Source organism: Rathayibacter sp. AY1H3 (genome assembly GCF_002932015.1).
Genome location: NZ_PSUU01000003.1, coordinates 15,679 through 40,297 on the forward strand (window position 1 = coordinate 15,679; position 24,619 = coordinate 40,297).

Consider the following 24,619-nt stretch of genomic DNA (forward strand, 5'->3'; position numbering starts at 1 on the left):
CGTGCATCCCTCGCCGAAGTTCAGCTGCCGATCCTACCCGGCATCGCGGCCGCCCGCCAGCAGGCGGTCGCGCCGCCGGACTCGGAGCCGGACGTCCAGGCGGACCGCCTACCGTGCGGGTATGACGAGCGACGACTTCGGCTCCTACGTCGAGAAGAACGGCTTCCACCGCGACACGAACTACATCCCGACGCGGATCACCGCCGACGGTCGCGACGGGTACCCGGTGGAGACGGGACGCTACCGCCTCGTGGTCTCCCGCGCCTGCCCGTGGGCGAACCGCGCCGTGATCGTGCGGCGCCTGCTCGGTCTCGAGGACGCCCTCTCGATGGGCATCTGCGGGCCCACGCACGACAAGCGCAGCTGGACCTTCGACCTCGATCCGGGCGGCGTCGACCCGGTGCTGGGCATCCCCCGCCTCCAGGACGCGTTCTTCGCCCGCTTCCCCGACTACCCGCGCGGGATCACCGTCCCGGCCCTCGTGGACATCCCGAGCGGCCAGGTCGTCACCAACGACTACCCGGTGATGACGCTCGACTTCTCCACCGAGTGGACCGCGTTCCACCGCGACGGCGCCCCCGACCTCTACCCCGAGGAGCACCGCGAGGAGATCGACGAGATCGCCGAGCTGGTCTTCCACGACGTGAACAACGGCGTCTACAAGTGCGGCTTCGCCGGATCGCAGCGCTCCTACGACCGGGCCTACGACCGCCTCTGGGCGCGGCTGGACTGGCTGGAGGAGCGGCTGAGCACCCGCCGCTACCTGGTCGGCGACACCATCACCGAGGCGGACGTGCGGCTCTTCACGACGCTCGCCCGCTTCGACGCCGTCTACTACAGCCACTTCAAGGCCAACCGGAACCTGCTGTCGGCGATGCCCGCGCTCTGGGGCTACGCCCGCGACCTGTTCGCCACTCCGGGGTTCGGCGACACGATCGACTTCACCCACATCAAGTCGCATTACTACGAGGTGCAGCGGGACATCAATCCGACCGGCGTCGTCCCCAAGGGCCCGGATCTCTCCGGCTGGCTCGTCCCCTCGCGCCGCGAGGAGCTCGGCGGCCGCCCGTTCGGCGACGGCACTCCCCCGCCGCCGCCGATCCCGTCGGAGCGCGTCCCCCTCGGCCACGGCGCCTGACCGGCTCCGGTCGCGGTCGTCGCGGCGCGCGCAAGACCGTGCGCGCGCCGCACGACCGATGTGCAGCCGGGAGACGGCTCGGACCCGGGCTCCCCGGAGCGACCCGGGGCTAGCCTGGGCTCGCCCCTGAACGCGAACGTCGAGGAGAACCGTGTCTGACAAGCCCACCGCCACAGCCAACATCGGAGTCGTCGGTCTGGCGGTGATGGGCTCGAACCTCGCCCGCAACCTCGCCAGCCGCGAGGGCAACACGGTCGCGGTGTTCAACCGCTCCTACGGCCGCACCGAGACCCTCATCACGGAGCACCCGGAGGCGGGCTTCGTCGCGTCCGAGACCATCGAGGACTTCGCCGCCTCGCTCGCCACCCCGCGCACCGCGATCATCATGGTCCAGGCCGGCCGAGGCACCGACGCCGTGATCGAGCAGCTGACGAAGGTCTTCGAGCCCGGCGACATCATCGTCGACGGCGGCAACGCGCTCTTCACCGACACCATCCGCCGCGAGAAGGCCGTCCGCGAGACCGGCATCCACTTCGTCGGCACCGGCATCTCCGGCGGCGAGGAGGGCGCGCTCAAGGGCCCGTCGATCATGCCCGGCGGCTCGGTCGAGTCCTACAGGACCCTCGGCCCGATCCTCTCGTCGATCGCCGCGGTCGCCGAGGGCGAGCCCTGCGTCACCCACATCGGCACCGACGGCGCCGGCCACTTCGTCAAGATGATCCACAACGGCATCGAGTACGCCGACATGCAGCTCATCGCCGAGGCGTACGACCTGCTCCGCACCGTCGGCGGACACGAGCCCGCCGCCATCGCCGAGGTCTTCGACGCCTGGAACAAGGGCGACCTCGAGTCGTACCTCATCGAGATCACCGCCGAGGTGCTCCGCCAGGTCGACGCCGACACCGGCAACCCCTTCATCGACGTCGTCCTCGACCAGGCAGGCTCGAAGGGCACCGGCGTCTGGACCGTGCAGAACGCGCTCGACCTCGGCGTCCCCGTCGGCGGCATCGCCGAGGCCGTCTTCGCCCGTGCCGTGTCCTCCCACCCCGAGCAGCGCGAGGCCGTGCAGGCCCGCGTCACCTCGCGCCCGACCCCGGTCGAGAAGTACGAGGGCTTCGAGGACGACGTGCGCGCCGCGCTCTACGCCTCCAAGGTCGTCGCCTACTCGCAGGGCTTCGACGCGATCATCGCCGGGGCCGAGAAATACGGCTGGGAGATCGACAAGGGAGCGGTCGCCAAGATCTGGCGCGCGGGCTGCATCATCCGCGCCCAGTTCCTCAACCGCATCGTCGACGCCTACGACGAGAACGCCGGCATCACGACCCTCCTCGAGGACCCGTACTTCGCCGAGGCCGTCGCCAACGGCGAGGCCGCCTGGCGCCGCATCGTCTCGACCGCCGCGCTCTCGGGCGTGCCGATCCCCGGTTTCGGCGCCGCGCTGTCGTACTACGACTCGCTCGCCTCCAAGCGCCTCCCGGCCGCTCTCGTGCAGGGCCAGCGCGACTTCTTCGGAGCGCACACCTACAAGCGCGTCGACAGGGAGGGCACCTTCCACACGCTGTGGTCGGGCGACCGCACCGAGGTCGAGCAGGACCCCTCCACGCACTGACCCGCGTCGCACGGGAAGGCGCCCCCGCCTGCAGGATCCTCGGATCCTCGGGCGGGGGCGCCTTCCGCGTCGGGGAGGGAGCTCCCCCGTCGTCAGCGGAGCCGGGCGATGGCGTCCGGCTCCCCGAGCGGGCGCTCGACGCCCGGGCCGGCTGACCCCTCAGGTCCGGAACGCGCGCGCGATCAGGAGCGCCGCCAGGAGCACCGCTGCGGCGGCCGCCGTGGCCGCCGGGAGGGCGAGCAGGAGCAGCAGCGAGACCGCGGCCGACGCGAGGGCGGGCCCGCTCGCCCCGGCCGCTCCGTGGTCGAGGCGCCGCACGATGGTCGCCACCAGCAGGGCGGCCACGGCGAAGGCGAGCAGCGCGTCGGCGTCGAGGATCACGACCGCGAGCACGGCGACCAGGCAGAGGACGAGCTGGGCCGCCGCCGGCACGCCGGTCCTGCGGTTCCTGGTGGCGAGCACTGCCGGGATCTCCCCCGCGCCGGCGAGACGGACGAGGGCGCGCGCATCCCTCCTCCCGAGGTCGAGGAGCGCGAGCAGGACCGCGATCACCGCGGCGGCCCCGACGAGCCCGGACGCGGGCGTGCCCCGGGTGACAGCGCTCAGGGGGGTCTCCGAGGACGCGAGGACCTCGGGACCGGCCGCCAGGAGCAGACCGGTGCCGAGCGCGGCGGCGGCCGCCGTGGCGATCCCGATGCGCAGCAGGGCGGGGCGGAGAGCCGTCACCGCGCCGGAGCGGGAGGTCGGCAGGAGGATCAGGAGCAGGGCCGCGGCGGTGCCGGCTCCCAGCGGCCCTCCGTCGCGCAGCGGGTCGAGCGGCGCGGGGTCCGGAGGGGACACCAGCACGATCACGGCGGCGGCGGCCAGCAGGACGACGACCGCACCGACGAGGAGCAGGACCGGGCGAGCGGGGAGGCGCCCGCCGCGCAGACCGAAGAGCGCGACGGCCACGAGCAGCAGGACGGCCAGGGGCCGGGCCGCTCCCCCGAGGACCGACTGGGCCGCGGTCAGGGCCAGCGCGGCCGAGGCGAAGGCGCGCCCGACGATCCCGAGCCACTCGGAGGAGGGGCCGTCGTGGACGGTGCGCCCGGCATCGGCGACGGCGCTCAGGGCCGCGGCGGCCGCAACGACAGCGAGCCCGAGGAGCAGCCACCAGCCCGCTGCGGCGGCGGCCGGCGACCAGACCAGGAAGACCGCCGCCAGGGCGAGGGTCGCATCCGAACGCTGGGGCACGGCCTCACCCTAGGCGGTGGAGCCGGGGCGGGACCCGGGTGCACCGTGCAGGGCGCACCCGGGGCGCGGGGTCCTAGGCGTCGCCGTCGAACATCGACGTCACCGAGCCGTCGTCGAAGACCTCGTGGATGGCGCGGGCCAGCAGCGGAGCGATGGGCAGGATCGTCAGGCGGTCCCAGGTCTTCTCCGGCGGCAGCGGCAGAGTGTCGGTGACGACGACCGAGTCGATGAACTCGGAGCTCAGGAGCTCGACCGCCGGGTCCGAGAAGACGGCGTGGGTGGCCGCGACGACCACGCCGATCGCGCCCGCCTTCTTCAGCGCCTCGGCCGCCTTCGCGATGGTGCGCCCGGTGTCGATGAGGTCGTCGACGAGGAGGCAGACGCGGCCCTTCACCTCGCCGACGATCTCGTGGACGGAGACCTGGTTGGCGACCTTCGGGTCGCGGCGCTTGTGGATGATCGCCAGCGGGACGCCGAGCTTGTCGCTCCAGATGTCGGCGACGCGGACGCGGCCCATGTCGGGCGAGACGATGGTGAGGGTCGAGGGGTCGAGCTTCTCGCGGAAGTGCTCGAGCAGCACCGGCATCGCGAAGAGGTGGTCGACGGGGCCGTCGAAGAAGCCCTGGATCTGCGCCGCGTGCAGGTCGACCGACATGATCCGGTCGGCTCCCGCCGCCTTGAAGAGGTCCGCGACGAGGCGGGCCGAGATCGGCTCGCGGCCGCGGCCCTTCTTGTCCTGGCGCGCGTAGGGGTAGAACGGGGCGACCACGGTGATCCGCTTGGCGGAGGCGCGCTTGAGCGCGTCGACCATGATCAGCTGCTCCATCAGCCACTCGTTGATCGGGGACGTGTGCGACTGGAGGACGAACACGTCGCCTCCGCGGACCGACTCGCCGTAGCGGACGTAGAGCTCGCCGTTGGCGAAGGTGCGCCCCTCGGTCGTGACGAGCTCGGTCCCGAGCTCGGCGGCGACCGCCTCCGCCAGTGCCGGATGCGCCCTCCCCGAGACGAGGACCAGGCTCTTCTTGTTGCTGGCGGTGATGCCGGTCACTGTGCTCCGCTTCCTCCGGTGGGCGCCTGGTCGGATCCGGTGGGATCCGACGCCAGGGCCGCCTCGGCGGCGTCGGCCGCTGCGGTGCCCGGACGGTGGGTCTGCACCCACCCGGCCATGTTGCGCTGCGGAGCGACGGTGATCCCGAGGGCTCCGGCGGGGATGTCCTTGCGGATGACCGTGCCGGCGCCCGTGTACGCTCCGTCACCGATTCTAACGGGGGCGACGAAGACGTTGTGCGACCCCGCACGCACATGCGAGCCCACCACGGAGGACGCCTTGCTCACCCCGTCGTAGTTGGCGAAGATCGAGCCGGCGCCGATGTTCGACTCCTCGCCGATGACCGCGTCGCCGACGTAGGAGAGGTGCGGGACCTTCGATCCCTCGCCGATCACGGCGTTCTTGGTCTCGACGTAGGTGCCGATCTTGCCGCGGGCGCCGAGCACGGTGCCGGGGCGGAGGAACGAGAACGGGCCGACCTGGGCCTTCGCGCCGATCACGGCGAGCGTCGCGTCGGAGCGCTTCACGACCGCGTCCTCGCCGACCTCGCAGGAGTCGAGCGTGGTGTCCGGGCCGATGACCGCGCCGGTGGCGATGACGGTCGGGCCCTTGATCTGCGTGCCCGGGAGGATCTCGACGTCCGGGGCGAGGACCGCGTCCACGTCGATCCAGGTGGTCGCCGGGTCCTGGATCGTGACGCCCTCGAGCTGCCAGCGGCGCACGATGCGCGCGTTGAGCTCGAGCGCCGCGTCGGCGAGCTGGGCGCGGTCGTTGATCCCGGCCACGAGCCAGCGGTCCTGCACAGGGACGGCCTCGATCGCGCGGCCGGCGGCCTTGAGCGCGGCGGCGGCGTCGGTGAGGTACTTCTCCCGCTGAGCGTTCTCGGTGCCGATCGCGCCGATGACCGAGCGGAGCGCGGCGGCGTCGAAGGCGTAGACGCCGGCGTTGATCTCGGTGAGGTCGAGCTCGTCGGGGCTGGCGTCCTTCTGCTCCACGATGGAGGCGAAGGCGCCGTCGCCGCCGCGGACGATCCGGCCGAAGCCGGTCGGGTCCTCGAGCACGCAGGAGAGCATGGTGAGCGCGTTCGCCGCGGCGAGGTGCTCGTCGACCAGGCGGCGGAGGGTCGGCGCGTCCAGCAGCGGGACGTCGGCGCTCAGCACGACGACCGTGCCGGCGAAGGACTCCGGGAGCGCCGCGAGGCCCTGCTCGACCGCGCGGCCGGTGCCGGGCGTCTCGTCCTGGTCCACCACCAGCGCGGAGGGCGTGTGCTCGAGGACGGCCTCGGCGACCCGGTCGCGCTCGTGGCGCACCACGGTGACGACGTGCGCCGCGTCGAGCGAGGCGGCCGTGTCGAGCACGTGCCCGAGCAGCGGCCTCCCGGCGAGGCGGTGCAGGACCTTCGGGGTGCGGGACTTCATGCGGGTGCCCTGGCCTGCCGCCAGGATCACGACGGCGAGCGTGCTGTCTGCCATGTTCTTCGCGTTCTCCTCCGTGAGCGCACCGTCCTGGTGCCGCTCCGCCACCAGGATTCGAACCTGGACCGGACAGCTCCAAAGGCTGCCGTGCTGCCGTTACACCATGGCGGACCGCGCGATCGCGCGCCGTCCATCCTGCCATCCCCGCGCCCCCGGCTCCGCCTCGGGCGCGGGCGGCCGCCGCTCGGGCGGGCGACGGCGGCCCGGGAGGCCCCCGCCTCCCGGCCGTCCGCCTCCCGGCCCGTCCGCCTCCCGGGCCCGCCCGCCTCCCGGCGTCGCCCGAGCCGCGCAGCCGCCACAATGGACGGGTGAGTGCGAATGACGAGGTCGACGGGATCGTCGACGCCTGGGTCCGGGAGCGGCCCGATCTCGACTTCACGCCGCTCCAGGTCTTCTCGCGGATGCGCCGGCTGGCCAAGCAGCTCGAGCGCGCGCGCGGCAGCGCCTTCGGCCGGTCCGAGCTCGAGACGTGGGAGTTCGACGTGCTCTCGGCCCTGCGGCGCGCGGGCGCGCCCTACCGGATGAGCCCCAAGCAGCTCCTCCAGGCGACCATGGTCACCAGCGGGACCATGACCAACCGCATCGACCGGCTGGTCGAGCGCGACCTCGTCGAGCGCCTCGACGACCCGAACGACGGGCGCGGCGTGCTGGTGCAGATGACGCCGTCGGGGCTCGCCCGGGTCGACGCGGCGATCACCCGCCTGGTCGACGCGGAGCAGGAGCTGCTCGGCGCGCTCACCCACGCCCAGCAGGAGCGGCTGGCGCAGCTCCTCCGGAAGCTCTCCCTCGACTTCGGCTGAGCCGGTCGGTACGGGCCCGCGACGGCGGCCCGCCCAGGCGGTACGGGACAGCTGCCGGTGCCGCGGAGGAGAGCGGCGTCAGCCCTCGAGCTGCTCCGAGAGCTCCAGCCAGCGCAGCTCGAGCTCGGCCGTCTCGTCCTCGTAGGCGCGGAGCGAGGCGTTGAGCGCCAGGATGCCATCGTAGTCGTCCTGGTCGTGCGTCGCCATCTTCTCGTGGACGGTCTTCGTCAGCTGCGTGAGCTTGTGCAGGCGCCGGTCGATCGCCGACACCTCCTTCTCGGCGGTGCGGCGCTCGGCCCCCGCGAGTCCGCTCGACGCCGGCGCGGCGGAGGAGGAGCCCGACGACGCCGCCGCGGGCGCACCCTTCTCGAGCGCGCGGCGCAGGTCGAGGTACTGCTCGACGCCGCCGGGCAGGTGGCGGAACGCGCCGTCCATCACGGCGTACTGCTGGTCGGTGACGCGCTCGAGCAGGTACCGGTCGTGCGAGACGACGAGGAGGGTGCCCGGCCAGGAGTCGAGCAGGTCCTCGATCGCCGCGAGCATGTCGGTGTCGAGGTCGTTGGTCGGCTCGTCGAGGATCAGCACGTTGGGCTCGCTGAGCAGGATGAGCAGGAGCTGGAGCCTCCGGCGCTGACCGCCCGAGAGATCCTTCACCGGCGTCGAGAGCTGCGCGCTCGAGAAGCCGAGCCGCTCGAGCAGCTGGCCCGGGGTCATCTCCTTGCCGCCGATGGAGTAGCTGGTGCGCTGCTCCGCGATGATCTCCCGGACGGGCCGGTGCTGGACCCCGGTCAGCTCGCGCAGCTGCTGGTCGAGGATCGCGACGCGCACGGTGGTGCCGCGCTTCACCCGGCCGCTCGTCGGCTCCACGCTGCCCGCGACCAGGCCCAGGAGGGTCGACTTGCCGGCACCGTTCACGCCCAGGATGCCGGTGCGCTCGCCGGGCGCGATCCGCCACTCGATGCGGTTGAGGACGGTCCGCTCGCCGTAGCGGACGGTGACGTCGAGCAGGTCGACGACGTCCTTGCCCAGGCGCGAGACGGCGAGCTGCGAGAGCGAGACCGAGTCGCGCACCGGGGGCTCGTCCTCGATCAGCTGGTTCGCGGCGTCGATCCGGAACTTGGGCTTCGCCGTGCGGGCGGGGGCGCCGCGCCGGAGCCAGGCGAGCTCCTTCTTCATCAGGTTCTGGCGCTTGGCCTCCATGGTCGACGCCATCCGGTCGCGCTCGACGCGCTGCAGGATGTACGCCGCGTACCCGCCCTCGAACGGCTCGACGAGGCGGTCGTGCACCTCCCAGGTGGCGGTGCAGATCTCGTCGAGGAACCACCGGTCGTGGGTGACGACCGCGAGCCCGCCCGACGACGCCGCCCAGCGGCGCTTGAGGTGCTCGGCGAGCCAGGCGATGCCCTCGACGTCGAGGTGGTTGGTGGGCTCGTCGAGGAAGACGACGTCCCAGTCGCCGACGAGCAGCTTCGCGAGGGCGACCCGGCGCCGCTGGCCGCCCGAGAGGGAGCCGACCACTCCGTCCCAGGGGACGTCGCGCAGCAGGCCCGCGATCACGTCTCGGGTGCGCGCATCGCCCGCCCACTCGTGCTCCTGGAGCCCGCCGACGACGGCCTGGGCGACGGTGAGGTCCTCGTCGACCGTGTCGGCCTGGTCGAGCATCCCGAGCGTGACGCCGCGGCGGTGCGTGACGCGGCCGCTGTCCGGCTCGATGCGCTGCGCGAGCAGGCGCAGGAGGGTCGACTTGCCGTCGCCGTTGCGTCCGACGATCCCGATGCGGTCGCCCTCCTCGATCCCCAGAGAGACGTCGTCGAAGATCACGCGTGTGGGGTACTCGAGTCGCAGCGCCTCGGCGCCCAGCAGATGTGCCATAGGGATCCAGCCTAGGCGGTGCCGCCTGAGCGGTCCGCCGCGGGTCGATCACAGTGCGGCCGGGTCGCGGCCCCCGGACCTCAGCCCGCGGGTGCCGGCTCCGAGACGGACACCGAGCGGCGGTGCAGTCCCGTGGCGCCGTCGGGGGCGGGAGGGCGCTCGACCGTGGTCTGCACCGTGCCGTCCGCGTCGGTGGCGCGCACGGTCACGACGTGGTCGCCGACCGTCGCGTCCCACTCGAGGACCCACTGGATCCAGGTGTCCGCGGTGACCTGCTCGGCGAGGCGCGCCTCCTGCCAGGCGCCGCCGTCGATCTGCACCTCCACCTTCGCGATGCCGGTGTGCGGCGCCCAGGCGACTCCCGCCACGGCGACCGTCCCCGCCTCGACGGGCTGGCCCTGGCGCGGCACATCGATCCGCGACTCGATCTTGATCGGCCCGCGCTCGGTCCAGCCGCGCGTCGACCAGTAGGCCAGGTCCTCCGCGAAGGTCGTGACCTTCAGCTCGACGACCCACTTCGTCGCCGAGACGTAGCCGTACAGGCCGGGGACGACCATCCGGACGGGGAAGCCGTGCTCGACCGGGAGCGGCTCGCCGTTCATCCCGACGGCGAGCAGGCTCGCGCGGTCCTCGTCCTGCAGCACGTCGAGCGGGCTGGAGGCGGTGAAGCCGTCGATGCTCCGCGAGAGCACCATGTCGGCGCCGGCGGTCGGCCGGGCCCGGGCCAGCAGCTCGCGGATCGGGTAGCCCAGCCAGAGGGCGGTGCCGATCAGGTCGCCGCCGACCTCGTTGGACACGCAGGACAGGGTGACCAGATGCTCCTCGAGCGGCAGTGCCAGCAGCTCGTCCCAGGTGATCTCGATCTCCTCCTCCACCATGCCGGTGATCTTCAGCGACCAGTCGGCGGGCTCGACCGACGGCACCGAGAGCGCGGTGTCGATCCGGTAGAACGAGGAGTTGGGAGTGACGTAGGAGCTGATGCCGTCGATGTCGTCGAGCACGGCGCCCGCCGGGACGGGCGCGGCGGCCGAGGCGGGAGCCGGCAGGGACACGGCCTCGCGCACGGCCGTAACGGCGGCGGAGGCGGACGTGAGGAAGCGGGCGCCGATGCCGGCGGCGACCGCGGCGACTCCGGCGATCCCGACCAGGCGGAGGAACGACCGGCGGTCCGGGGAGTCGCTCTCGCGCTCCTCCTGCCAGCCGCGGAGGCGGACGGAGGCCGAGCGGAGCACCGCGGCACCGGCCACCATGCCCACGACGCTCGGCGCCGCGTCGATCCCGGACGCGCCCTCGCGGCTGACGGCGGCGAGCGCACCGGCGCCCGCGACGACGGCCAGCAGCAGCACGCCGAACGGCGGGCGGCGGTACTCGAGGACTCCCGCGCCGACGGCCAGCAGCGCGATCGCGAGGCCGATCGAGACCAGCAGCACGAGCTTGTCGCCGGTGCCGAAGAGCGCGATGACCGTGTCCTTCACGCCCGGGGGCACGATGTCGATGACGAAGCCGCCGACCGCGACCAGCGGACTGCCGCCCGCTCCGGTGAAGACCGCGACGACCTCGGCGGCCGCGAGGGCGACGACGGCGGCCACGATCCCGGAGAGGATCGCGAAGAGGGTGGCTCGGCGGGACATGAGCGGCACTCTAAGCCACGAGGTCGGAACTTCTCTGCGGACCGTCTGTGGAGGGCGCCGGGCGCGAGGCTCGCGAGCCCCGCTCCGGAGGCACCGCCTCCGCGACTAGGTCGAGAGCAGGCGAGCCCCGTGGACCGGGCCGGACACCCGCACGGCGCTCAGCCGCGCGGAGCTCAGCTCGCGCTGCAGGTCGGCCGCCGCATCGGCGTCCGGAGCGAGGAACGCGACGGTCGGGCCGGACCCCGAGACGAGGCCGCCGAGCGCTCCGCGGCCCTCGCCGAGCTCGAGGATGCGGGCGAGCCCGGGCTGCAGGTGCAGCGCCGGCGCCTGCAGGTCGTTGTGCATCGCGTCGGCGAGCATGGCGGCGTCGCCGGCGCGGAGGGCCTGCAGCACGTTGGGATCGATGGCGGGGGTCGCCGAGATCGGGCGGAAGTCGTGCAGGTGGCGCTCGCGGTGCCGGTCGAGCTCGCTGTAGACCTCGGGGGTCGACAGGCCCTCCTCCGAGAGGACCAGCACCCACTCGAAGCGGCCCTTGGCGAGCGCCGGGCTCAGCTCGTCGCCTCGGCCGACTCCGATCGCGGTGCCGCCGGTGAAGGAGAAGGGGACGTCGGCGCCGAGGCTCGCGGCGATGCCCAGCAGCTGCTCCCTCGTGCAGGCCGTGCCCCAGAGCGCGTCGCAGGCGAGCAGGGTCGCCGCCGCGTCGGCCGAGCCGCCGCCCATGCCGCCGGCGATGGGGACGTTCTTCTCGATCTCGAGGTGCACGCCGCCGCGGTAGCCGGTCGCCCGGGCGAGCGCCCGAGCCGCCTTGATCGCGAGGTTGGAGCCGTCGACGGCCAGGCGGGAGGTGTCGATCGAGCCCGAGAAGGAGACCGAGAAGTCGGCCGCCTCCTCCGCGAACACGTCCTCGTAGAGGGAGAGCGACTGGAACGCGGTGGCCAGCTCGTGGTACCCGTCGTCGCGCACGGCGCCGACCTTGAGGAACACGTTGATCTTGCCTGGCGCCCGCGCGTGGACCCGGTTCGACGTCGCGCGGTGGGCCATGCATCCACGCTACAGGGTGGCGGAGGCGCCCTCGTCCGCACCCGGGGCGGGCTCCCCGTCGCCGTCCGCGTCGTCCCCGTCGGTCTCCGCCAGCGACCCGTCGGGCAACGCCGCGCCGCGCACGGGGACCCGCGCCGGATCGAGCTCGCGGCCCAGGCGGACGAAAGCGGCGACGTCCAGCTCCTCGCCGCGCGCGGTCTGCGGGACGCCGGCCCGCTCGAGCGCGACGATCGCCGCGGCGCTGTCGCCGAAGAGGGTCGCGAGCGACTGGCGGAGCATCTTCCTCCGCTGCGCGAACGCCGCGTCGACGACCGCGAAGACGGCGCGGCGCAGGGTCTCGTCGCCCGGCTCCTCGCCGCGGTCGAACGCGACGAGCACGCTGTCGACGTTCGGCACCGGCCAGAAGATCTGACGCGAGACCGCGCCGCCCGTCGTCCAGGAGCCGAACCACGCCGCCTTGACGCTCGGGCCGCCGTAGACCTTGGAGCCGGGACCGGCGGCGAGCCGGTGCCCGACCTCGGACTGCACCATCACCACTCCGGACCGGATGCTGGCGAAGTGCTCGAGGAAGTGCAGGAGCACCGGCACCGAGATGTTGTACGGGAGGTTGGCGACGAGCCGGACCGGATCCCCCGGCAGGTCGTGCACCTTCATCGCGTCGGCGTGCACGACCGCGAGATCGGCGCCCGGCGCCATCAGCTCGACGGTGCGCGGCAGCTGCTCGGCGAGGCGCCCGTCGATCTCGACGGCCACGACCTGCGCGCCCGCCTCGAGCAGGCCGAGGGTCAGCGATCCGAGGCCGGGGCCGATCTCGACGACGGTCTCCCCCGGGCGCACCCGAGCGAGCTTGACGATGCGGCGGACCGTGTTGGCGTCGTGCACGAAGTTCTGGCCGAGCTTCTTGGTCGGCGTGACGTCGAGGAGGCCCGCGAGGTCGCGGATCTCGGCCGGGCCCAGCAGGCGCGGGATCGCAGCGCCCGTCGGCTCGGCGGCGTGGCGGCCGCTCATGCGAGGGGTCCGACCGGCTCCGTCGGCTCGGAGCCGACCTCGCCGCCCCACTCGCCGTACACGGCCTCCGTGTTCGACGCGATCGTCGCGGCGAGGTGGCCGACGTCGGTCTCGAGGGTCGCGGCCATCGAGCGCAGGGTGTGCGGGAGGAGGTAGGGCGCGTTCGGGCGGCCGCGGAAGGGCGACGGAGTGAGGTACGGCGCGTCGGTCTCGACCAGGATGAGGTGCCGCGGAGTCGCGACGAGCGCCTCCCGCAGCGGCTCGGCGTTCTTGAACGTCACGGTGCCGGCGAAGGAGAGGTACCAGCCCTCGTCCGTGCACATCCGCGCCATCTCCGCGTCCCCGGAGAAGCAGTGGAAGACGGTGCGCTCGGGGGCGCCGACGCGGCGCAGGGTCTCGATGACCTCGCGGTGCGCGTCGCGGTCGTGGATCTGCAGCGCGAGGTCGTGCTCCTTCGCGATGCGGATGTGCTCCTCGAAGGAGCGGAACTGCGCGGCGCGGCCGCTCTCGCCGGTGCGGAAGAAGTCGAGCCCTGTCTCGCCGATGGCGCGCACCCGCGGCTGCTCCGCCAGCTCGGCGATCACGGCGAGGGCGGCGTCGAGCTCGCCGCGCTGCTCCAGCTCGGGCGCCTCGTTGGGGTGGATCGCGACGGCGGCCAGCATGCGCGGCTCGCTCGCCGCCTGCTCGGCCGACCAGCGGCTCGTCTCGACGTCCGTGCCGACCTGGACGACGCCGCGGACCCCGACGGTGGAGGCCCGGTCGAGCTGCTCGCGGTGGTCGAGCGGCTCGAGGCCGTCGGCGATCTCGAGGTGCGTGTGGTTGTCGTAGACGGGGACGACGAGCGCCTCGGGCAGCGGCGGGTACGTCAGGTCGCGGCCGGACGAGGCCTCGCGGGAGCGGACGTGCTGGCTGTCGGTCATGCGCTCCAGGCTACCGGGAGGGCTCGCGGGGGCCGGAGTCCCGGGCGGACGAGGGCCGAGAGCGGCCGCCGAGGCGCCCTGAGCGGATCGGGTCAGCACCCGATCGGATCGGGTCAGCACCCGATCGGATCGGGACAGCCCGCCTCCCGCGCCGCCGGGAGGCTGGAGCCATGACAGACACCGAGCTCCTCGCCCACTCCGCACCCGGCTCCCTCGCCGGGCGCCATGCCCTCGTCACCGGATCCTCGAGCGGGATCGGCGCAGCCATCGCCCGCCGGCTCGCCGGGGCCGGCGCTCACGTCCTCGTGCACGGACGCGACCCCGAGCGGGTCGGGTCCGTCGTCCGCGGCATCCGCGCCGACGGGGGCACCGCCTCCGCGCTCGTCGCCGACCTCGCGGGCACGCCGGAGGAGACCCGCGCCGTCGCCGAGCGGGCGCTGACCCTCCTCGACGGGCGGATCGACGTCCTCGTCAACAACGCCGGAGTGTTCCCGGTGGGGCCGACCGCCGACCTCAGCGACGCCGATGTCGAGTCCCTCCTCACCACGAACATCCGCGTGCCGCACCAGCTCGTCGCGGCGATCGCCCCGGCCATGGCCGAGCGCGGGAGCGGAGTGGTCGTCAACATCACCTCGTGGATGGGACGGGTGGGAACGCCGGGGACCGCGCTCTACCCCGCGACCAAGGCGGCGCTGGAGCACCTCACGCGGGCGTGGGCGGCCGAGTACGGCCCGAGCGGCGTGCGCGTGGTCGCCGTCGCGCCCGGCGCGACTCTCACGCCCGGCAACGAGCACGCCGCGGCGATCCTGGAGCAGATGACCGCGTCCGCCCCCGCCGGCCGGCCCGGACGTCCGGACGAGATCGCCCTGGCCGTGCGCTGGCTCGTCTCGGACGAGGCCTCGTACGTCCACGGCACGACGCTCGACGTCGACGGAGGCATCGTCGGCGCCCGCGTCTGACGCCGCGGCACGCGCCGCTCGGAGTCCCCGCGACAGCGCCCGCCGCTCAGTGGATCTGGACGAGCGGCCCGGGGTGGAGCGCGGCGTCGGCCGCGGGGGTCGTCTCGTAGGCGCGGCGGTAGTCGCGCCCGAAGTGCGACGCGCTCGCGTAGCCGACCGCGGCCGCGGCCTGCGCGGCGGTGTCGCCCCGGACCAGGAGCAGCCTCCTGGCCTCCCCGAGGCGGAGCCGCCGCAGGTAGCCCAGCGGCGACATCCCGGTCAGCTCGCGGAAGCGGCGGGTGAGTGTGGGCACGCTGGTGCCCGCCTCCGCGGCGAGCGCGCCGAGGGTCCAGCCGCGCGAGAGCGACGCGCTCATCGCCTCGACCGCACGGGAGACGGCCTCCGAGCGGACGGTGCTGGACGCGGCCAGCAGCCGGGGCGCCTGGTCCGTCTGCAGCAGCCGCAGCACGAGCTCGCGCGTGATCGCGGGGGCGAGCACCGGGATATCGGCGGGGGCGTCGAGCAGACGGAAGAGTCGGCGCAGCGAGTCGGCCATCTCCTCCGTGACCGTGCCGATCCGCGGGGCGGGAGCCCGCGGGGCCGTCCGGGGGGCGAGCGCCGCGATCTCGGCCACCACGAGCGGGTCGAGACGCCAGTTGGCCGACAGGAAGTCGCCGCGGTCGCCGGTCTCCACGACGGCCGCGACCACCGGCAGATCGACGGGGGTGATCAGGAAGCGGCCGGCGCCCCACCGCTCGTCGGAGTCGCCGACCACCGAGCGCTTCCGGCCGGCCAGCACCAGGCTGAGGGTCGGCGGGAACCGGGTGTAGACGAGCTCGGTCGGCGTGGTCACCCGGTGCAGGCGCAGGGCGAGCGCGGCGGTGCGCTCGGGGTGCCCGACGTGGCGCCGGGTGAGCTCGGCCGCCTGCCCGAGAGCGTCGAGGACCTCGCGCGTCATCTGCGCCCCCACGGAGCGGCGGGCCGTTCGCACCCGGCCCCTCGCGTTCGGATCGCGGTCATCGTGCACTCCCCTGCGGATCCTCCGCCGGCGACTCCGGGCCGCTCGGCTGCTCGGTCCACGGGTCGAGGCGCGGCCGTCAGGACGCGGGAGCCTCGATGCGCGGGAAGAGCGCGGCGAGCGTGCCGACGGTGGTGCCGACGGGGAGGACTCCCCACCGGCCCGCCTCGCGGATCGGCTGCGCGGTGAGGGCGCCCAGCGACTCCATCACGCCGAGCGCCTCCCAGAGGGACGCCGTCGCGCGCGGCACGACCGGCGAGAGCAGCACGGCCAGGGCGCGGAGCCCCTCCGTCGCGGTGTAGAGCACCGTGCCGAGGCGCTCGCGCTCCTCGCGCTTGGCCAGCGCCCACGGCTCCTGCTCGGTGATGTAGCCGTTGAGCTCCTCGACGATGCTCCACACGGCGGTGATCGCGTCGTGGATCGCGAGCGCGTCGATCGACCGGTCGGCCGACGCGGCGGCCTCGGCGACGATGCGCTGCACGCGCTCCTCCGCCTCAGTCGGCTCCCCCGGCGCGGGCACGACGCCGTCGTAGTAGCGGTGCAGCATCGCGACGACCCGCGAGGCGAGGTTGCCGAAGCCGTTCGCGAGCTCGGACTGGTAGCGCGCAGACAGGTCCTCCCACGAGAACGAGCCGTCCTGGCCGAAGGTGATGGCCCGGAGGAAGTAGTAGCGGAAGGCGTCGGAGCCGAAGGTGTCGGTGATCTGCTCGGGCGCGATGCCGGTGAGCTTCGACTTCGACATCTTCTCGCCGCCGACCAGCAGCCAGCCGTGGCCGAACACCTGCCGGGGGACCTCGAGGCCCGCGGCCATGAGCATGGCGGGCCAGATCACCGCGTGGAAGCGCAGGATGTCCTTGCCGACGATGTGGGTCGCGGGCCAGCGGCGCTCGAACTCCGCCTCGTCCTGACCGTAGCCGACCGCGGTGATGTAGTTGAGCAGCGCGTCGAACCAGACGTAGACCACGTGCGAGTCGTCCCACGGGACCTTCACGCCCCAGTCGAAGCTGGAGCGGGAGATCGACAGGTCGGCCAGGCCCTGGCGGACGAAGCTCACGACCTCGTTGCGCGCCGACTCGGGCTGGACGAAGTCGGGACGCTCCTCGTAGAGCGCGAGCAGCCGCTCGGTGTACTCGCTCATCTTGAAGAAGTAGTTCTTCTCCTTCAGCAGCTCGACCGGCTTCGAGTGGATCTTGCAGACGTACTGGCCGGCGTAGTCGCCGGTGCCCTCCTCGAGGTCGGACAGCTGCTTGTACTCCTCGCAGCCCACGCAGTAGTAGCCCTCGTACTCGCCGGTGTAGATCGCGTCCTCGTCGTACAGCTTCTGCAGGAACTTCTGGACGTTGACCTCGTGCCGCGCGTCCGTGGTGCGGATGAAGTCGTCGTTGGCGATGTCGATGGTCTCGAGCAGCGGCTGCCAGGCGGTCCTCACGAGGCGGTCGGCCCACTCCTGGGGGGTCGTGCCGTTGGCGGTGGCGGTGCGGAGGATCTTCTGGCCGTGCTCGTCGGTGCCGGTCAGCAGCCAGGTGTCGTCGCCCGCCTGGCGGTGCCAGCGGGTGAGCACGTCGGCGGCGACCTCGGTGTACGCGTGCCCGATGTGCGGGACGTCGTTCACGTAGAAGATCGGGGTCGTGAGGTAGAAGGAGGCGCCGTCGGACATGGCGACCATCCTATTCACCGCGCGGCACCGCTCCCGGCGTGTGACGGAGGCCGTGGACGACCGGCCGCGGGCGCCGTCTGGGAGGGAGCTCTCAGCCGCGGCGGGAGGCGAGCGCCGCCTCGTAGAGAGCGCGGCGCGAGAGCCCCGTGATCTCGGCGACCTCGGCCGACGCCTCCTTGAGCCGCGATCCGGCCTCGACGCGGGCCAGCACGTCGGCCAGCGCGTCCTCGAGCGACGCCTCCCTCGCGGGGGCTCCCTCGACGACCAGGCAGATCTCGCCGCGCAGGCCGTCGGCCGCCCACTCGGCCAGCTCGGCCGCCGTGCCGCGCCGGACCTCCTCGAACATCTTGGTGAGCTCGCGGCAGACGACGACGCGCCGCTCCGGGCCGATCGCCTCGACCAGGTCGGCGAGCGCGTCGCCGATCCGGTGCGGGGACTCGAAGAAGACCATGGTGCGCCGCTCGTCGACGAGCGCCCGGAAGGTCGAGACCCGCTCGCCGTGCCGGCGGGGCAGGAACCCCTCGAAGCTGAAGCGGTCCGTCGGGAGCCCGGACACGGCGAGCGCCATGAGCACCGCCGAGGGACCGGGCAGCGCGGTGACCGCGACTCCCGCCGCCACCGCCGCCTCGACCAGGTGGTAGCCCGGGTCCGAGACCGTGGGCATGCCCGCGTCGCTCAGCACGAGCAGGTCCTCCTCGCGGGCCAGCTCCACCAGCTCGGCGGCGCGCTCGCGCTCGTTGTGGTCGTGCAGGGCGTAGAGGGCGGGCCGGTTCTCGACGCCCAGGGCGCGCATCAGCTGGATGGTCACGCGCGTGTCCTCGGCGGCGACGTGGCGGGCGGAGCCCAGCGCCTCCACGAGCCGGCGGGAGGCGTCGCCGAGGTTTCCGATGGGAGTGCCGGCGAGGATGATCATGCCGCCAGTCTCCCAGGCCGGGTCCGGGGCCTCCCGCCGCGGATCGCCGCCGTCCCGGGAGGAGGCGCCCCGTTAGCATGGCCGGGTGACGGACCGACCGCAGCGCGACTTCGACGACCTGCTCCTGGACGCGGCGGGATCGGCGCGCTCGGTCCCGGTGGAGCCCGCCGAGGCGTCCGCACCGCGGGAGCGCACCCCGCTCCCGGACGTGCCGCGCGGCTCCTGGTTCGACGACCTGCGCGCCCGGCTCGTCGCCTCCCCCGCGCGCCGCCGGCTGTACGAGCTCGGACTGCCGCTGCTGGTGGTCGCCCTGGCCGCGGTGCTGCGGCTGTGGAACCTCGGCCACCCGCGCTCGCTCGTGTTCGACGAGACCTTCTACGTGAAGGACGCCTGGACCCTCTGGAACCTCGGGTTCGAGGGCGCCTGGCCCGAGAACCCGGACCCCGGCTTCGCGGCCGGCGACGTGGACACCTTCACGGGGGCGCCGTCCTTCGTGGTGCATCCGCCGCTGGGCAAGTGGATCATCGGGCTCGGGATGGGCGTGTTCGGCGCGGACGACAGCGTCGGCTGGCGCGTCGCGACCGCCGTCGTGGGGATCCTCGCCGTCGCGCTGGTGATCGTGATCGGCCGCCTCCTGTTCCGCTCCACCCTCCTCTCCTCCTTCGCGGGGCTGATGCTCGCGCTCGACGGCCACGCGATCGTGATGTCGCGGGTGTCGCTCCTGGACGGGATCCTGATGTTCGTCGCGCTCTGCGGGGTCGCGGCGGTGCTGCTGGACCGGCGCTGGGCCGACCTGCAGCTGGCGCGGAAGGTGGCGGCGGGAGCGCTGCCGAGCTGGGGGCCGGTCCTGTGGTGGCGGCCCTGGCTGCTCGCGGCCGGCGTGCTCTTCGGCCTGGCCGCGGGCGTGAAGTGGACGGGCGTCTACTTCCTCGCGGCGTACGGCGTGTACGCGGTGGTCGTCGACGCGCTGATGCGGCGCCGCGCGGGCGTGCCGTTCTGGGGCAGCGGCGCGATCCTCAAGCAGGGTCCGGTCACCTTCCTCCTGGTCGTGCCGATCGCCCTGATCGCCTACCTCGTCACCTGGACGGGCTGGCTGCGCACCTCCGGCGGATGGGCCCGGCAGTGGGCGTCGGAGGCCCCCGGCAACGCCTGGACCGGGGCTCTGGCGTGGGTGCCGGACTGGGCGCAGAGCCTCTGGCACTACCACGTGCAGATGTACGACTACTCGATCAACCTGCGGGCCTCGCACCCCTACGAGGCGAACCCGCTCACCTGGCTGCTCATGCTCCGACCGACCAGCATGTACTTCGTCGACCAGGCGACGGGCGTCGACGGCTGCACCGCCGCACGCTGCGACGAGGCGATCACCTCGGTCGCCAATCCGCTCATCTGGTACGCCGGGGTCCTGGCGCTGGTGTACCTCCTCTACCGGCTCGCGCGGTACCGGGAGTGGCGCGCCGGCTACGTGCTGATGGGGATCGTCGCGGGCTACCTGCCGTGGCTGCTCTACCTCGACCGCACGGTGTTCCAGTTCTACTGCGTCGTCTTCGAGCCCTACATGATGCTGGCACTGGCGCTGACGGCCGGGATCGTGATCGGGAGTCCGGGCGACGAGCGGAGGCGGCGCACCCGCGGCGTCCTCGTGGTGCTCGTCTTCGCGGTGGCGGCGGCCGCGCTGACGGCCTACTTCCTGCCGCTCTGGATCGGCGCGCAGACGTCCTTCACCTTCTGGCAGGCCCACATGTGGCTGCCCTCGTGGGTATGATCCGGCGGCTGGGCCCGGGAGTCGCGGCCTGCGCCGTCGCGGCGGTGATCGCGGCCCTGCTGCACGCGACGGTGCCGGCAGTGCCGATGCTGACCGCGGCGGTCGCGCTCGGGATCCTCGTGGCGCAGCTGCCCGCGGCGCGCCCCCTGCTGAGCGGGGCGCTGGCGCCGGGCCTGAAGTTCTCGTCCCGCTCGCTGATGCGCGCCGGCATCGTCCTGCTCGGGCTGAAGCTCTCTCTGATCGACATCGCAGCGCTGGGCTGGGGCGCGATCCTGGTCGTCGTCGGGATCGTCCTGGCCACCTTCGGCCTGACCTGGGCGCTGGGCCGGGCGCTCCGGCTGCCCGGGCAGGAGCCGCTGCTGCTCGCGGCGGGCTTCTCGATCTGCGGGGCCTCGGCGATCGGCGCGATGGCCGGAGCGACCCGGGCGAAGGAGCAGGAGCAGGCGACGCCGGTCGCGCTGGTGACGCTCTGCGGCACGCTCGCGATCGCAGTGCTCCCCGCCCTGCAGCAGCCGCTCGGGCTCTCCGACGTGCAGTTCGGGCACTGGGTCGGCGCCTCGGTCCACGACGTGGGCCAGGTCGTGGCGACGGCCCAGGTGGCCGGAGCGTCGGCGCTGGCCGTGGCGGTCGTGGTGAAGCTCACCCGAGTGGTCATGCTGGCGCCGATGGTCGCGGTGGCGGCGGCGGTCACGAGGCGCCGAGGCGGGACCGGCGGGACGCGCCCGGCGATCGTGCCGCTGTTCGTGGTCGGGTTCCTCGCCGCGGTGCTGCTGCGCACGCTCCTCCCCCTGCCGGAGGGACTGCTCGCCGCCGCCGACACCGCGCAGACCTGGCTCCTCGCCGCGGCCCTCTTCGCGCTCGGCAGCGCCGTCCGGGTGCGCGCGCTCGTGACGACGGGGTGGCGTGCTCTCCTCGTCGCCCTGGTGTCGTGGGCGGCGATCGCGGCGATGGGACTGGCCGCGGTGCAGCTGGCGCTCTGATCGGCGCTCCGATCCGCTCGACCGCTCTGTCGCGCACGGTCGCTCTGCACTGCGGGACCGCTCTGTTACGCGATGCGTCGCTCCGGCGCGGCGGTGTCGGCGGCTCCCGCTAGCGTCGATCGCATGGCAGATCGTGAGTACGGCTTCAAGACGCGTGCGATCCACGCGGGCAACATCCCCGACGCGGTGACGGGCGCCCGCGCTCTGCCGATCTACCAGACCAGCGCCTTCGTCTTCGACGACACCTCCGACGCCGCGGCCCGCTTCGCGCTGCAGAAGTACGGCAACGTCTACTCGCGCCTGTCGAACCCCACGGTCGCCTCCTTCGAGGAGCGCGTCGCGAGCCTCGAGGGCGGCCTCGGCGCCGTCGCCACGGCCTCCGGGCTCTCGGCGCAGTTCATCACCTTCGCGGCGCTCGTCGGCGCGGGCGACCACGTGGTGTCCTCCGCCAACCTCTACGGCGGATCGATCACCCAGCTCGACGTCACGCTCCGCCGTTTCGGAGTGGACACCACCTTCGTCCGCTCGAGCGACCCGGCCGACTACGCGGCGGCGATCACCGAGAAGACCAAGGTGCTCTACGCCGAGACGATCGCGAACCCCTCCGGCGAGATCGCCGACATCGAGGGCCTCGCCGCGGTCGCGCACGCCGCCGGCATCCCGCTGATCATCGACTCCACGGTCGCCACGCCCTACCTCGTCCGCCCGATCGAGTGGGGCGCCGACATCGTCATCCACTCGGCCACCAAGTTCCTCGGCGGACACGGCACCACGCTCGGCGGCGTCGTCGTCGAGTCGGGGCGCTTCCACTACTCCCCCGAGAAGTTCCCGCTGCTGCACGACCCGGTCGCCTCCTACGGAGACCTGTCGTGGGACGGCAACTTCGGGGAGTACGGCTTCCTCACGCGCCTGCGCGCGGAGCAGCTGCGCGACATCGGGCCGGTCCTCGCTCCGCACTCCGCGTTCCTGCTCGCCCAGGGCGTCGAGACGCTGCCGTACCGGATCCAGGCGCACGTCGACAACGCGCGCCGCGTCGCCGAGTGGCTCGACGCCGACCCCCGCATCGAGGCGGTCTACTGGGCCGGGCTGCCCGCGCACCCGCACCACGACCGCGCGCAGAAGTACCTGCCGAAGGGACCGGGCTCGGTCTTCAGCTTCGTGGTCAAGGGCGGCCGCGCCGTCGGCCAGACCTTCATCGAATCGGTCGACCTCGCCAGCCACCTCGCCAACATCGGCGACGCGAAGACGCTGGTGATCCACCCCGCCTCGACCACCCACGCCCAGCTCACCGAGGACCAGCTCCTCCATGCGGGCGTCCTCCCCGGACTCGTCCGCCTCTCCGTCGGCATCGAGGACGCGGACGACATCATCTACGATCTCGACCAGGCGCTCGCCCGCGCGGTCGAGGAGCACGGCACCCCCGACGCTCCGACCGCGCTCCCCGAGGACACGACCACCACCCTGCACACCCCGGCCGTGGAGGTCTGAGCATGAGCACCACCGACACCGCCGACACGGTCGTCCAGCTGTCCAACGGGCTGAGCTGCTCGGTCCCGGCGAACTCGCCGCTGGCGAAGATGCTGCGCTCGCAGCGCACCTGGGTGGGCCCCGACGCCCGCAGGCGACTCGACATCCTCCGCCGCGCGAAGACCGTGGCGATCGTCGGCGCCTCGCCGAACCCGGCCCGCTCCTCCTACTTCGTCGCCACCTACCTGCAGCAGTCGAGCGACTACGAGCTCTACTTCGTGAACCCGAACGCCACCGAGATCCTGGGGCAGCCGGTCTACCGCAGTCTCGCCGAGCTCCCGGTCGTGCCCGACATCGTCGACGTGTTCCGCAAGGCGAGCGACATCCCCGCCGTGATCGACGACGTCCTCGCCGTCGGCGCGCCCACGGTCTGGGTGCAGCTGGGGATCTGGAACCAGGAGGCGGCCGAGTACGGCGAGTCGAAGGGCCTGACCGTCGTGATGGACCGCTGCATCAAGGTCGAGCACGCCCGCTTCCACGGCGGCCTGCACCTGCTCGGCTTCGACACCGGCCAGATCTCGGCGCGCAAGACGCTGCGCTGACCCGCCGCAGACCCTCGTCGACGCCGGATCTCCGTGGCTCTTCGTCGCGGGCGCGGCTCGGGCGGCGCACTCCGCCGGCCCCGGCGTAGTCTCGGTGGATGAGCGCCTACGTCTCCGTCCTCGACCTGTTCAGCGTGGGGATCGGCCCGTCCAGCTCGCACACCGTCGGACCGATGCGCGCCGCCCTCGCCCTCGCCGAGCGGATCCGCGCCGCCGGGCTCCTCGGCCGCGTGAGCCGGGTGGGATGCACCCTCTACGGCTCGCTCGGCTCCACCGGGATCGGCCACGGCACCCCCGACGCGGTGGTCGCCGGTCTCGCCGGCCTGGACCCCGAGACGTGCGACCCGGCGCTGGTGCGCGGGGCATGGCAGCGCCTCGACGCGGAGGGGACGATCCTGCTGGCCGGCGAGCAGCGCCTCGCGATGACGCGCGACGACGTCGTCTTCGAGCCGCGCACGAGGCTGCCGGAGCACCCGAACGCCCTCACCTTCAGCGTCTGGGTCGGCGACGACGCGCTGCCGGTGTGGGAGGAGACCTACTACTCGATCGGCGGCGGCTTCATCCGGCGCGCGGGCGAGCGTGCCGAGCTGGCTGCGCTGGCCCCGCACCCCTACCCCTTCGTCTCCGGGCTCGACCTGCTGGCGACCTGCGATCGGACCCGCTCCGGCATCGCCGAGATCGCCGCCGCGAACGAGCGCGCTCTGCACCCCGGGGTCGACATCGACGCCCGCCTCGACGCGATCTGGGACGCCATGGCCGCCTGCGTCGAGCACGGCCTGGCGACCGACGGCGTGCTGCCGGGCGGCCTGGGCGTCCGCCGCCGGGCCTCGGTGCTCCGCGAGCGGCTCGAGGCCTTCGAGGAGGATCCGCTCGACCGCGCCCGCGCGACCTCGGTGGAGTGGCTCCACGCCTTCGCCCTCGCGGTGAACGAGGAGAACGCCGCAGGCGGGCGCGTCGTGACGGCTCCGACGAACGGAGCGGCGGGCATCATCCCCGCCGTCGGGCACTACTACCTCCGCTTCGTCCCGGGCGCCGACCGCGCGGGGCTGCGCCGCTTCCTCCTCACCGCCACCGCGATCGGCTCGCTCTGCAAGACGAACGCCTCGATCTCCGGTGCGGAGGCGGGCTGCCAGGGCGAGGTCGGCTCGGCCTGCGCGATGGCCGCCGGAGCGCTCTGCGCGGTGCTCGGCGGCAGTCCGCGCCAGGTCGAGAACGCGGCCGAGATCGCGATGGAGCACCACCTCGGACTGACCTGCGACCCGGTCGGCGGGCTCGTGCAGATCCCCTGCATCGAGCGGAACGCGATCGCCTCCTCCACCGCCGTGAGCGCGGCCCGCCTCGCGCTGCACGGCGACGGCGACCACCGCGTCTCGCTCGACGCGGTCATCGAGACGATGCGCCAGACCGGCATCGACATGTCGTCGAAGTACAAGGAGACGAGCGAGGGCGGCCTCGCGGTCAACGTCATCGAGTGCTGAGCGCCCGGCGGCGTCCGTGACCG

At 73.3% G+C, this 24,619-nt stretch carries 20 protein-coding genes and 1 tRNA gene; 9 read left to right on the forward strand and 12 right to left on the reverse strand.

Annotated elements, in window-relative coordinates; all coding sequences use genetic code 11:
• Positions 1–121: 121 nt before the first annotated feature.
• Together C5C33_RS02420 and gndA are read left to right on the forward strand one after the other, a co-directional pair.
• The gene (locus tag C5C33_RS02420; protein ID WP_104260317.1) at positions 122–1,138 is read left to right on the forward strand and encodes a glutathione S-transferase family protein; all 1,017 of its coding nucleotides are present in this window, start codon (positions 122–124) and stop codon (positions 1,136–1,138) included.
• 151 nt (positions 1,139–1,289) lie between these two features.
• Positions 1,290–2,747: an NADP-dependent phosphogluconate dehydrogenase gene (gene gndA / locus C5C33_RS02425; RefSeq protein ID WP_104226928.1), complete on the forward strand. Its 1,458-nt coding sequence runs from the start codon at positions 1,290–1,292 to the stop codon at positions 2,745–2,747.
• Between the two features lie 159 nt (positions 2,748–2,906).
• Here the strand turns inward: gndA and C5C33_RS02430 are convergent, their stop codons facing one another.
• The 4 genes from C5C33_RS02430 to C5C33_RS02445 all read right to left on the reverse strand — a co-directional run bounded on the left by C5C33_RS02430 (position 2,907) and on the right by C5C33_RS02445 (position 6,617).
• Positions 2,907–3,980 carry a hypothetical protein gene (locus tag C5C33_RS02430; RefSeq protein WP_104260318.1) on the reverse strand — a complete coding sequence of 358 codons (1,074 nt, stop codon included), beginning with the start codon at positions 3,978–3,980 and terminating at the stop codon, positions 2,907–2,909.
• Positions 3,981–4,053: 73 nt separating this feature from the next.
• Positions 4,054–5,031 (reverse strand): ribose-phosphate diphosphokinase, encoded by a 978-nt coding sequence (locus tag C5C33_RS02435; RefSeq protein ID WP_104222342.1) that lies wholly within the window; start codon positions 5,029–5,031, stop codon positions 4,054–4,056.
• The gene (gene glmU / locus C5C33_RS02440; protein ID WP_104260365.1) at positions 5,028–6,503 is read right to left on the reverse strand and encodes a bifunctional UDP-N-acetylglucosamine diphosphorylase/glucosamine-1-phosphate N-acetyltransferase GlmU; all 1,476 of its coding nucleotides are present in this window, start codon (positions 6,501–6,503) and stop codon (positions 5,028–5,030) included. The genes C5C33_RS02435 and glmU overlap by 4 nt, the downstream gene beginning before the upstream one ends.
• A gap of 42 nt (positions 6,504–6,545) precedes the next feature.
• Positions 6,546–6,617: transfer RNA gene (locus tag C5C33_RS02445), tRNA-Gln, on the reverse strand.
• 197 nt (positions 6,618–6,814) lie between these two features.
• Here C5C33_RS02445 and C5C33_RS02450 point away from each other — a divergent pair.
• Complete coding sequence (locus C5C33_RS02450) at positions 6,815–7,306, forward strand: MarR family winged helix-turn-helix transcriptional regulator (RefSeq protein WP_104222340.1); 492 nt, start codon at positions 6,815–6,817, stop codon at positions 7,304–7,306.
• A gap of 78 nt (positions 7,307–7,384) precedes the next feature.
• Here the strand turns inward: C5C33_RS02450 and C5C33_RS02455 are convergent, their stop codons facing one another.
• From C5C33_RS02455 to C5C33_RS02475, 5 genes are all read right to left on the reverse strand, one after another.
• Positions 7,385–9,178, reverse strand: coding sequence for an ABC-F family ATP-binding cassette domain-containing protein (locus tag C5C33_RS02455; protein WP_104233689.1), 1,794 nt, complete (start codon positions 9,176–9,178; stop codon positions 7,385–7,387).
• A gap of 80 nt (positions 9,179–9,258) precedes the next feature.
• Positions 9,259–10,809 (reverse strand): molybdopterin-dependent oxidoreductase, encoded by a 1,551-nt coding sequence (locus C5C33_RS02460; protein WP_104247360.1) that lies wholly within the window; start codon positions 10,807–10,809, stop codon positions 9,259–9,261.
• A 105-nt stretch (positions 10,810–10,914) separates the two neighbouring features.
• Positions 10,915–11,850 (reverse strand): 4-(cytidine 5'-diphospho)-2-C-methyl-D-erythritol kinase, encoded by a 936-nt coding sequence (locus C5C33_RS02465; protein ID WP_104222334.1) that lies wholly within the window; start codon positions 11,848–11,850, stop codon positions 10,915–10,917.
• Positions 11,851–11,859: 9 nt separating this feature from the next.
• A complete protein-coding gene (rsmA, locus tag C5C33_RS02470) occupies positions 11,860–12,858 on the reverse strand; it encodes a 16S rRNA (adenine(1518)-N(6)/adenine(1519)-N(6))-dimethyltransferase RsmA (protein WP_181136175.1) in 999 nt (332 codons plus the stop codon).
• Entirely contained in the window at positions 12,855–13,778 is a 924-nt protein-coding gene (locus C5C33_RS02475; protein WP_104222332.1) for a TatD family hydrolase, read from the reverse strand. The genes rsmA and C5C33_RS02475 overlap by 4 nt, the downstream gene beginning before the upstream one ends.
• 170 nt (positions 13,779–13,948) lie before the next feature.
• On the opposite strand from C5C33_RS02475, the gene C5C33_RS02480 reads away from it, so the two are divergent.
• The gene (locus C5C33_RS02480) at positions 13,949–14,737 is read left to right on the forward strand and encodes an SDR family NAD(P)-dependent oxidoreductase (protein WP_104222330.1); all 789 of its coding nucleotides are present in this window, start codon (positions 13,949–13,951) and stop codon (positions 14,735–14,737) included.
• A 46-nt stretch (positions 14,738–14,783) separates the two neighbouring features.
• Here the strand turns inward: C5C33_RS02480 and C5C33_RS02485 are convergent, their stop codons facing one another.
• The 3 genes from C5C33_RS02485 to rsmI form a co-directional block, all read right to left on the reverse strand.
• Positions 14,784–15,674, reverse strand: coding sequence for an AraC family transcriptional regulator (locus C5C33_RS02485; RefSeq protein ID WP_104260367.1), 891 nt, complete (start codon positions 15,672–15,674; stop codon positions 14,784–14,786).
• Between the two features lie 139 nt (positions 15,675–15,813).
• Positions 15,814–17,391 (reverse strand): methionine--tRNA ligase, encoded by a 1,578-nt coding sequence (gene metG / locus C5C33_RS02490; RefSeq protein WP_104260319.1) that lies wholly within the window; start codon positions 17,389–17,391, stop codon positions 15,814–15,816.
• 91 nt (positions 17,392–17,482) lie between these two features.
• Complete coding sequence (gene rsmI, locus C5C33_RS02495; protein WP_104260320.1) at positions 17,483–18,304, reverse strand: 16S rRNA (cytidine(1402)-2'-O)-methyltransferase; 822 nt, start codon at positions 18,302–18,304, stop codon at positions 17,483–17,485.
• Between the two features lie 85 nt (positions 18,305–18,389).
• Between rsmI and C5C33_RS02500 the strand changes: the two genes are divergently transcribed.
• From C5C33_RS02500 to C5C33_RS02520, 5 genes are all read left to right on the forward strand, one after another.
• Complete coding sequence (locus tag C5C33_RS02500; RefSeq protein WP_258069162.1) at positions 18,390–20,069, forward strand: dolichyl-phosphate-mannose--protein mannosyltransferase; 1,680 nt, start codon at positions 18,390–18,392, stop codon at positions 20,067–20,069.
• The gene (locus C5C33_RS02505; RefSeq protein WP_104226922.1) at positions 20,066–21,049 is read left to right on the forward strand and encodes a YeiH family protein; all 984 of its coding nucleotides are present in this window, start codon (positions 20,066–20,068) and stop codon (positions 21,047–21,049) included. The genes C5C33_RS02500 and C5C33_RS02505 overlap by 4 nt, the downstream gene beginning before the upstream one ends.
• A 123-nt stretch (positions 21,050–21,172) precedes the next feature.
• Positions 21,173–22,537, forward strand: a complete 1,365-nt coding sequence (locus C5C33_RS02510; RefSeq protein WP_104260321.1) for an O-acetylhomoserine aminocarboxypropyltransferase/cysteine synthase family protein — start codon at positions 21,173–21,175, stop codon at positions 22,535–22,537.
• Between the two features lie 2 nt (positions 22,538–22,539).
• The gene (locus C5C33_RS02515; protein WP_104237688.1) at positions 22,540–23,118 is read left to right on the forward strand and encodes a CoA-binding protein; all 579 of its coding nucleotides are present in this window, start codon (positions 22,540–22,542) and stop codon (positions 23,116–23,118) included.
• Positions 23,119–23,216: 98 nt separating this feature from the next.
• Entirely contained in the window at positions 23,217–24,596 is a 1,380-nt protein-coding gene (locus C5C33_RS02520; protein WP_104260322.1) for an L-serine ammonia-lyase, read from the forward strand.
• Positions 24,597–24,619: the final 23 nt, after the last annotated feature.

Excerpts from the sequence above, each read along its gene's own strand:
- C5C33_RS02420 (WP_104260317.1), top strand. The coding sequence starts at position 122 with ATGACGAGCGACGACTTCGGCTCCTACGTCGAGAAGAACGGCTTCCAC.
- glmU (WP_104260365.1), bottom strand. The coding sequence starts at position 6,503 with ATGGCAGACAGCACGCTCGCCGTCGTGATCCTGGCGGCAGGCCAGGGC.
- C5C33_RS02455 (WP_104233689.1), bottom strand. The coding sequence starts at position 9,178 with ATGGCACATCTGCTGGGCGCCGAGGCGCTGCGACTCGAGTACCCCACA.
- C5C33_RS02460 (WP_104247360.1), bottom strand. The coding sequence starts at position 10,809 with ATGTCCCGCCGAGCCACCCTCTTCGCGATCCTCTCCGGGATCGTGGCC.
- C5C33_RS02465 (WP_104222334.1), bottom strand. The coding sequence starts at position 11,850 with ATGGCCCACCGCGCGACGTCGAACCGGGTCCACGCGCGGGCGCCAGGC.
- rsmA (WP_181136175.1), bottom strand. The coding sequence starts at position 12,858 with ATGAGCGGCCGCCACGCCGCCGAGCCGACGGGCGCTGCGATCCCGCGC.
- C5C33_RS02475 (WP_104222332.1), bottom strand. The coding sequence starts at position 13,778 with ATGACCGACAGCCAGCACGTCCGCTCCCGCGAGGCCTCGTCCGGCCGC.
- C5C33_RS02480 (WP_104222330.1), top strand. The coding sequence starts at position 13,949 with ATGACAGACACCGAGCTCCTCGCCCACTCCGCACCCGGCTCCCTCGCC.
- C5C33_RS02485 (WP_104260367.1), bottom strand. The coding sequence starts at position 15,674 with ATGACGCGCGAGGTCCTCGACGCTCTCGGGCAGGCGGCCGAGCTCACC.
- metG (WP_104260319.1), bottom strand. The coding sequence starts at position 17,391 with ATGTCCGACGGCGCCTCCTTCTACCTCACGACCCCGATCTTCTACGTG.
- rsmI (WP_104260320.1), bottom strand. The coding sequence starts at position 18,304 with ATGATCATCCTCGCCGGCACTCCCATCGGAAACCTCGGCGACGCCTCC.
- C5C33_RS02505 (WP_104226922.1), top strand. The coding sequence starts at position 20,066 with ATGATCCGGCGGCTGGGCCCGGGAGTCGCGGCCTGCGCCGTCGCGGCG.
- C5C33_RS02510 (WP_104260321.1), top strand. The coding sequence starts at position 21,173 with ATGGCAGATCGTGAGTACGGCTTCAAGACGCGTGCGATCCACGCGGGC.
- C5C33_RS02515 (WP_104237688.1), top strand. The coding sequence starts at position 22,540 with ATGAGCACCACCGACACCGCCGACACGGTCGTCCAGCTGTCCAACGGG.
- C5C33_RS02520 (WP_104260322.1), top strand. The coding sequence starts at position 23,217 with ATGAGCGCCTACGTCTCCGTCCTCGACCTGTTCAGCGTGGGGATCGGC.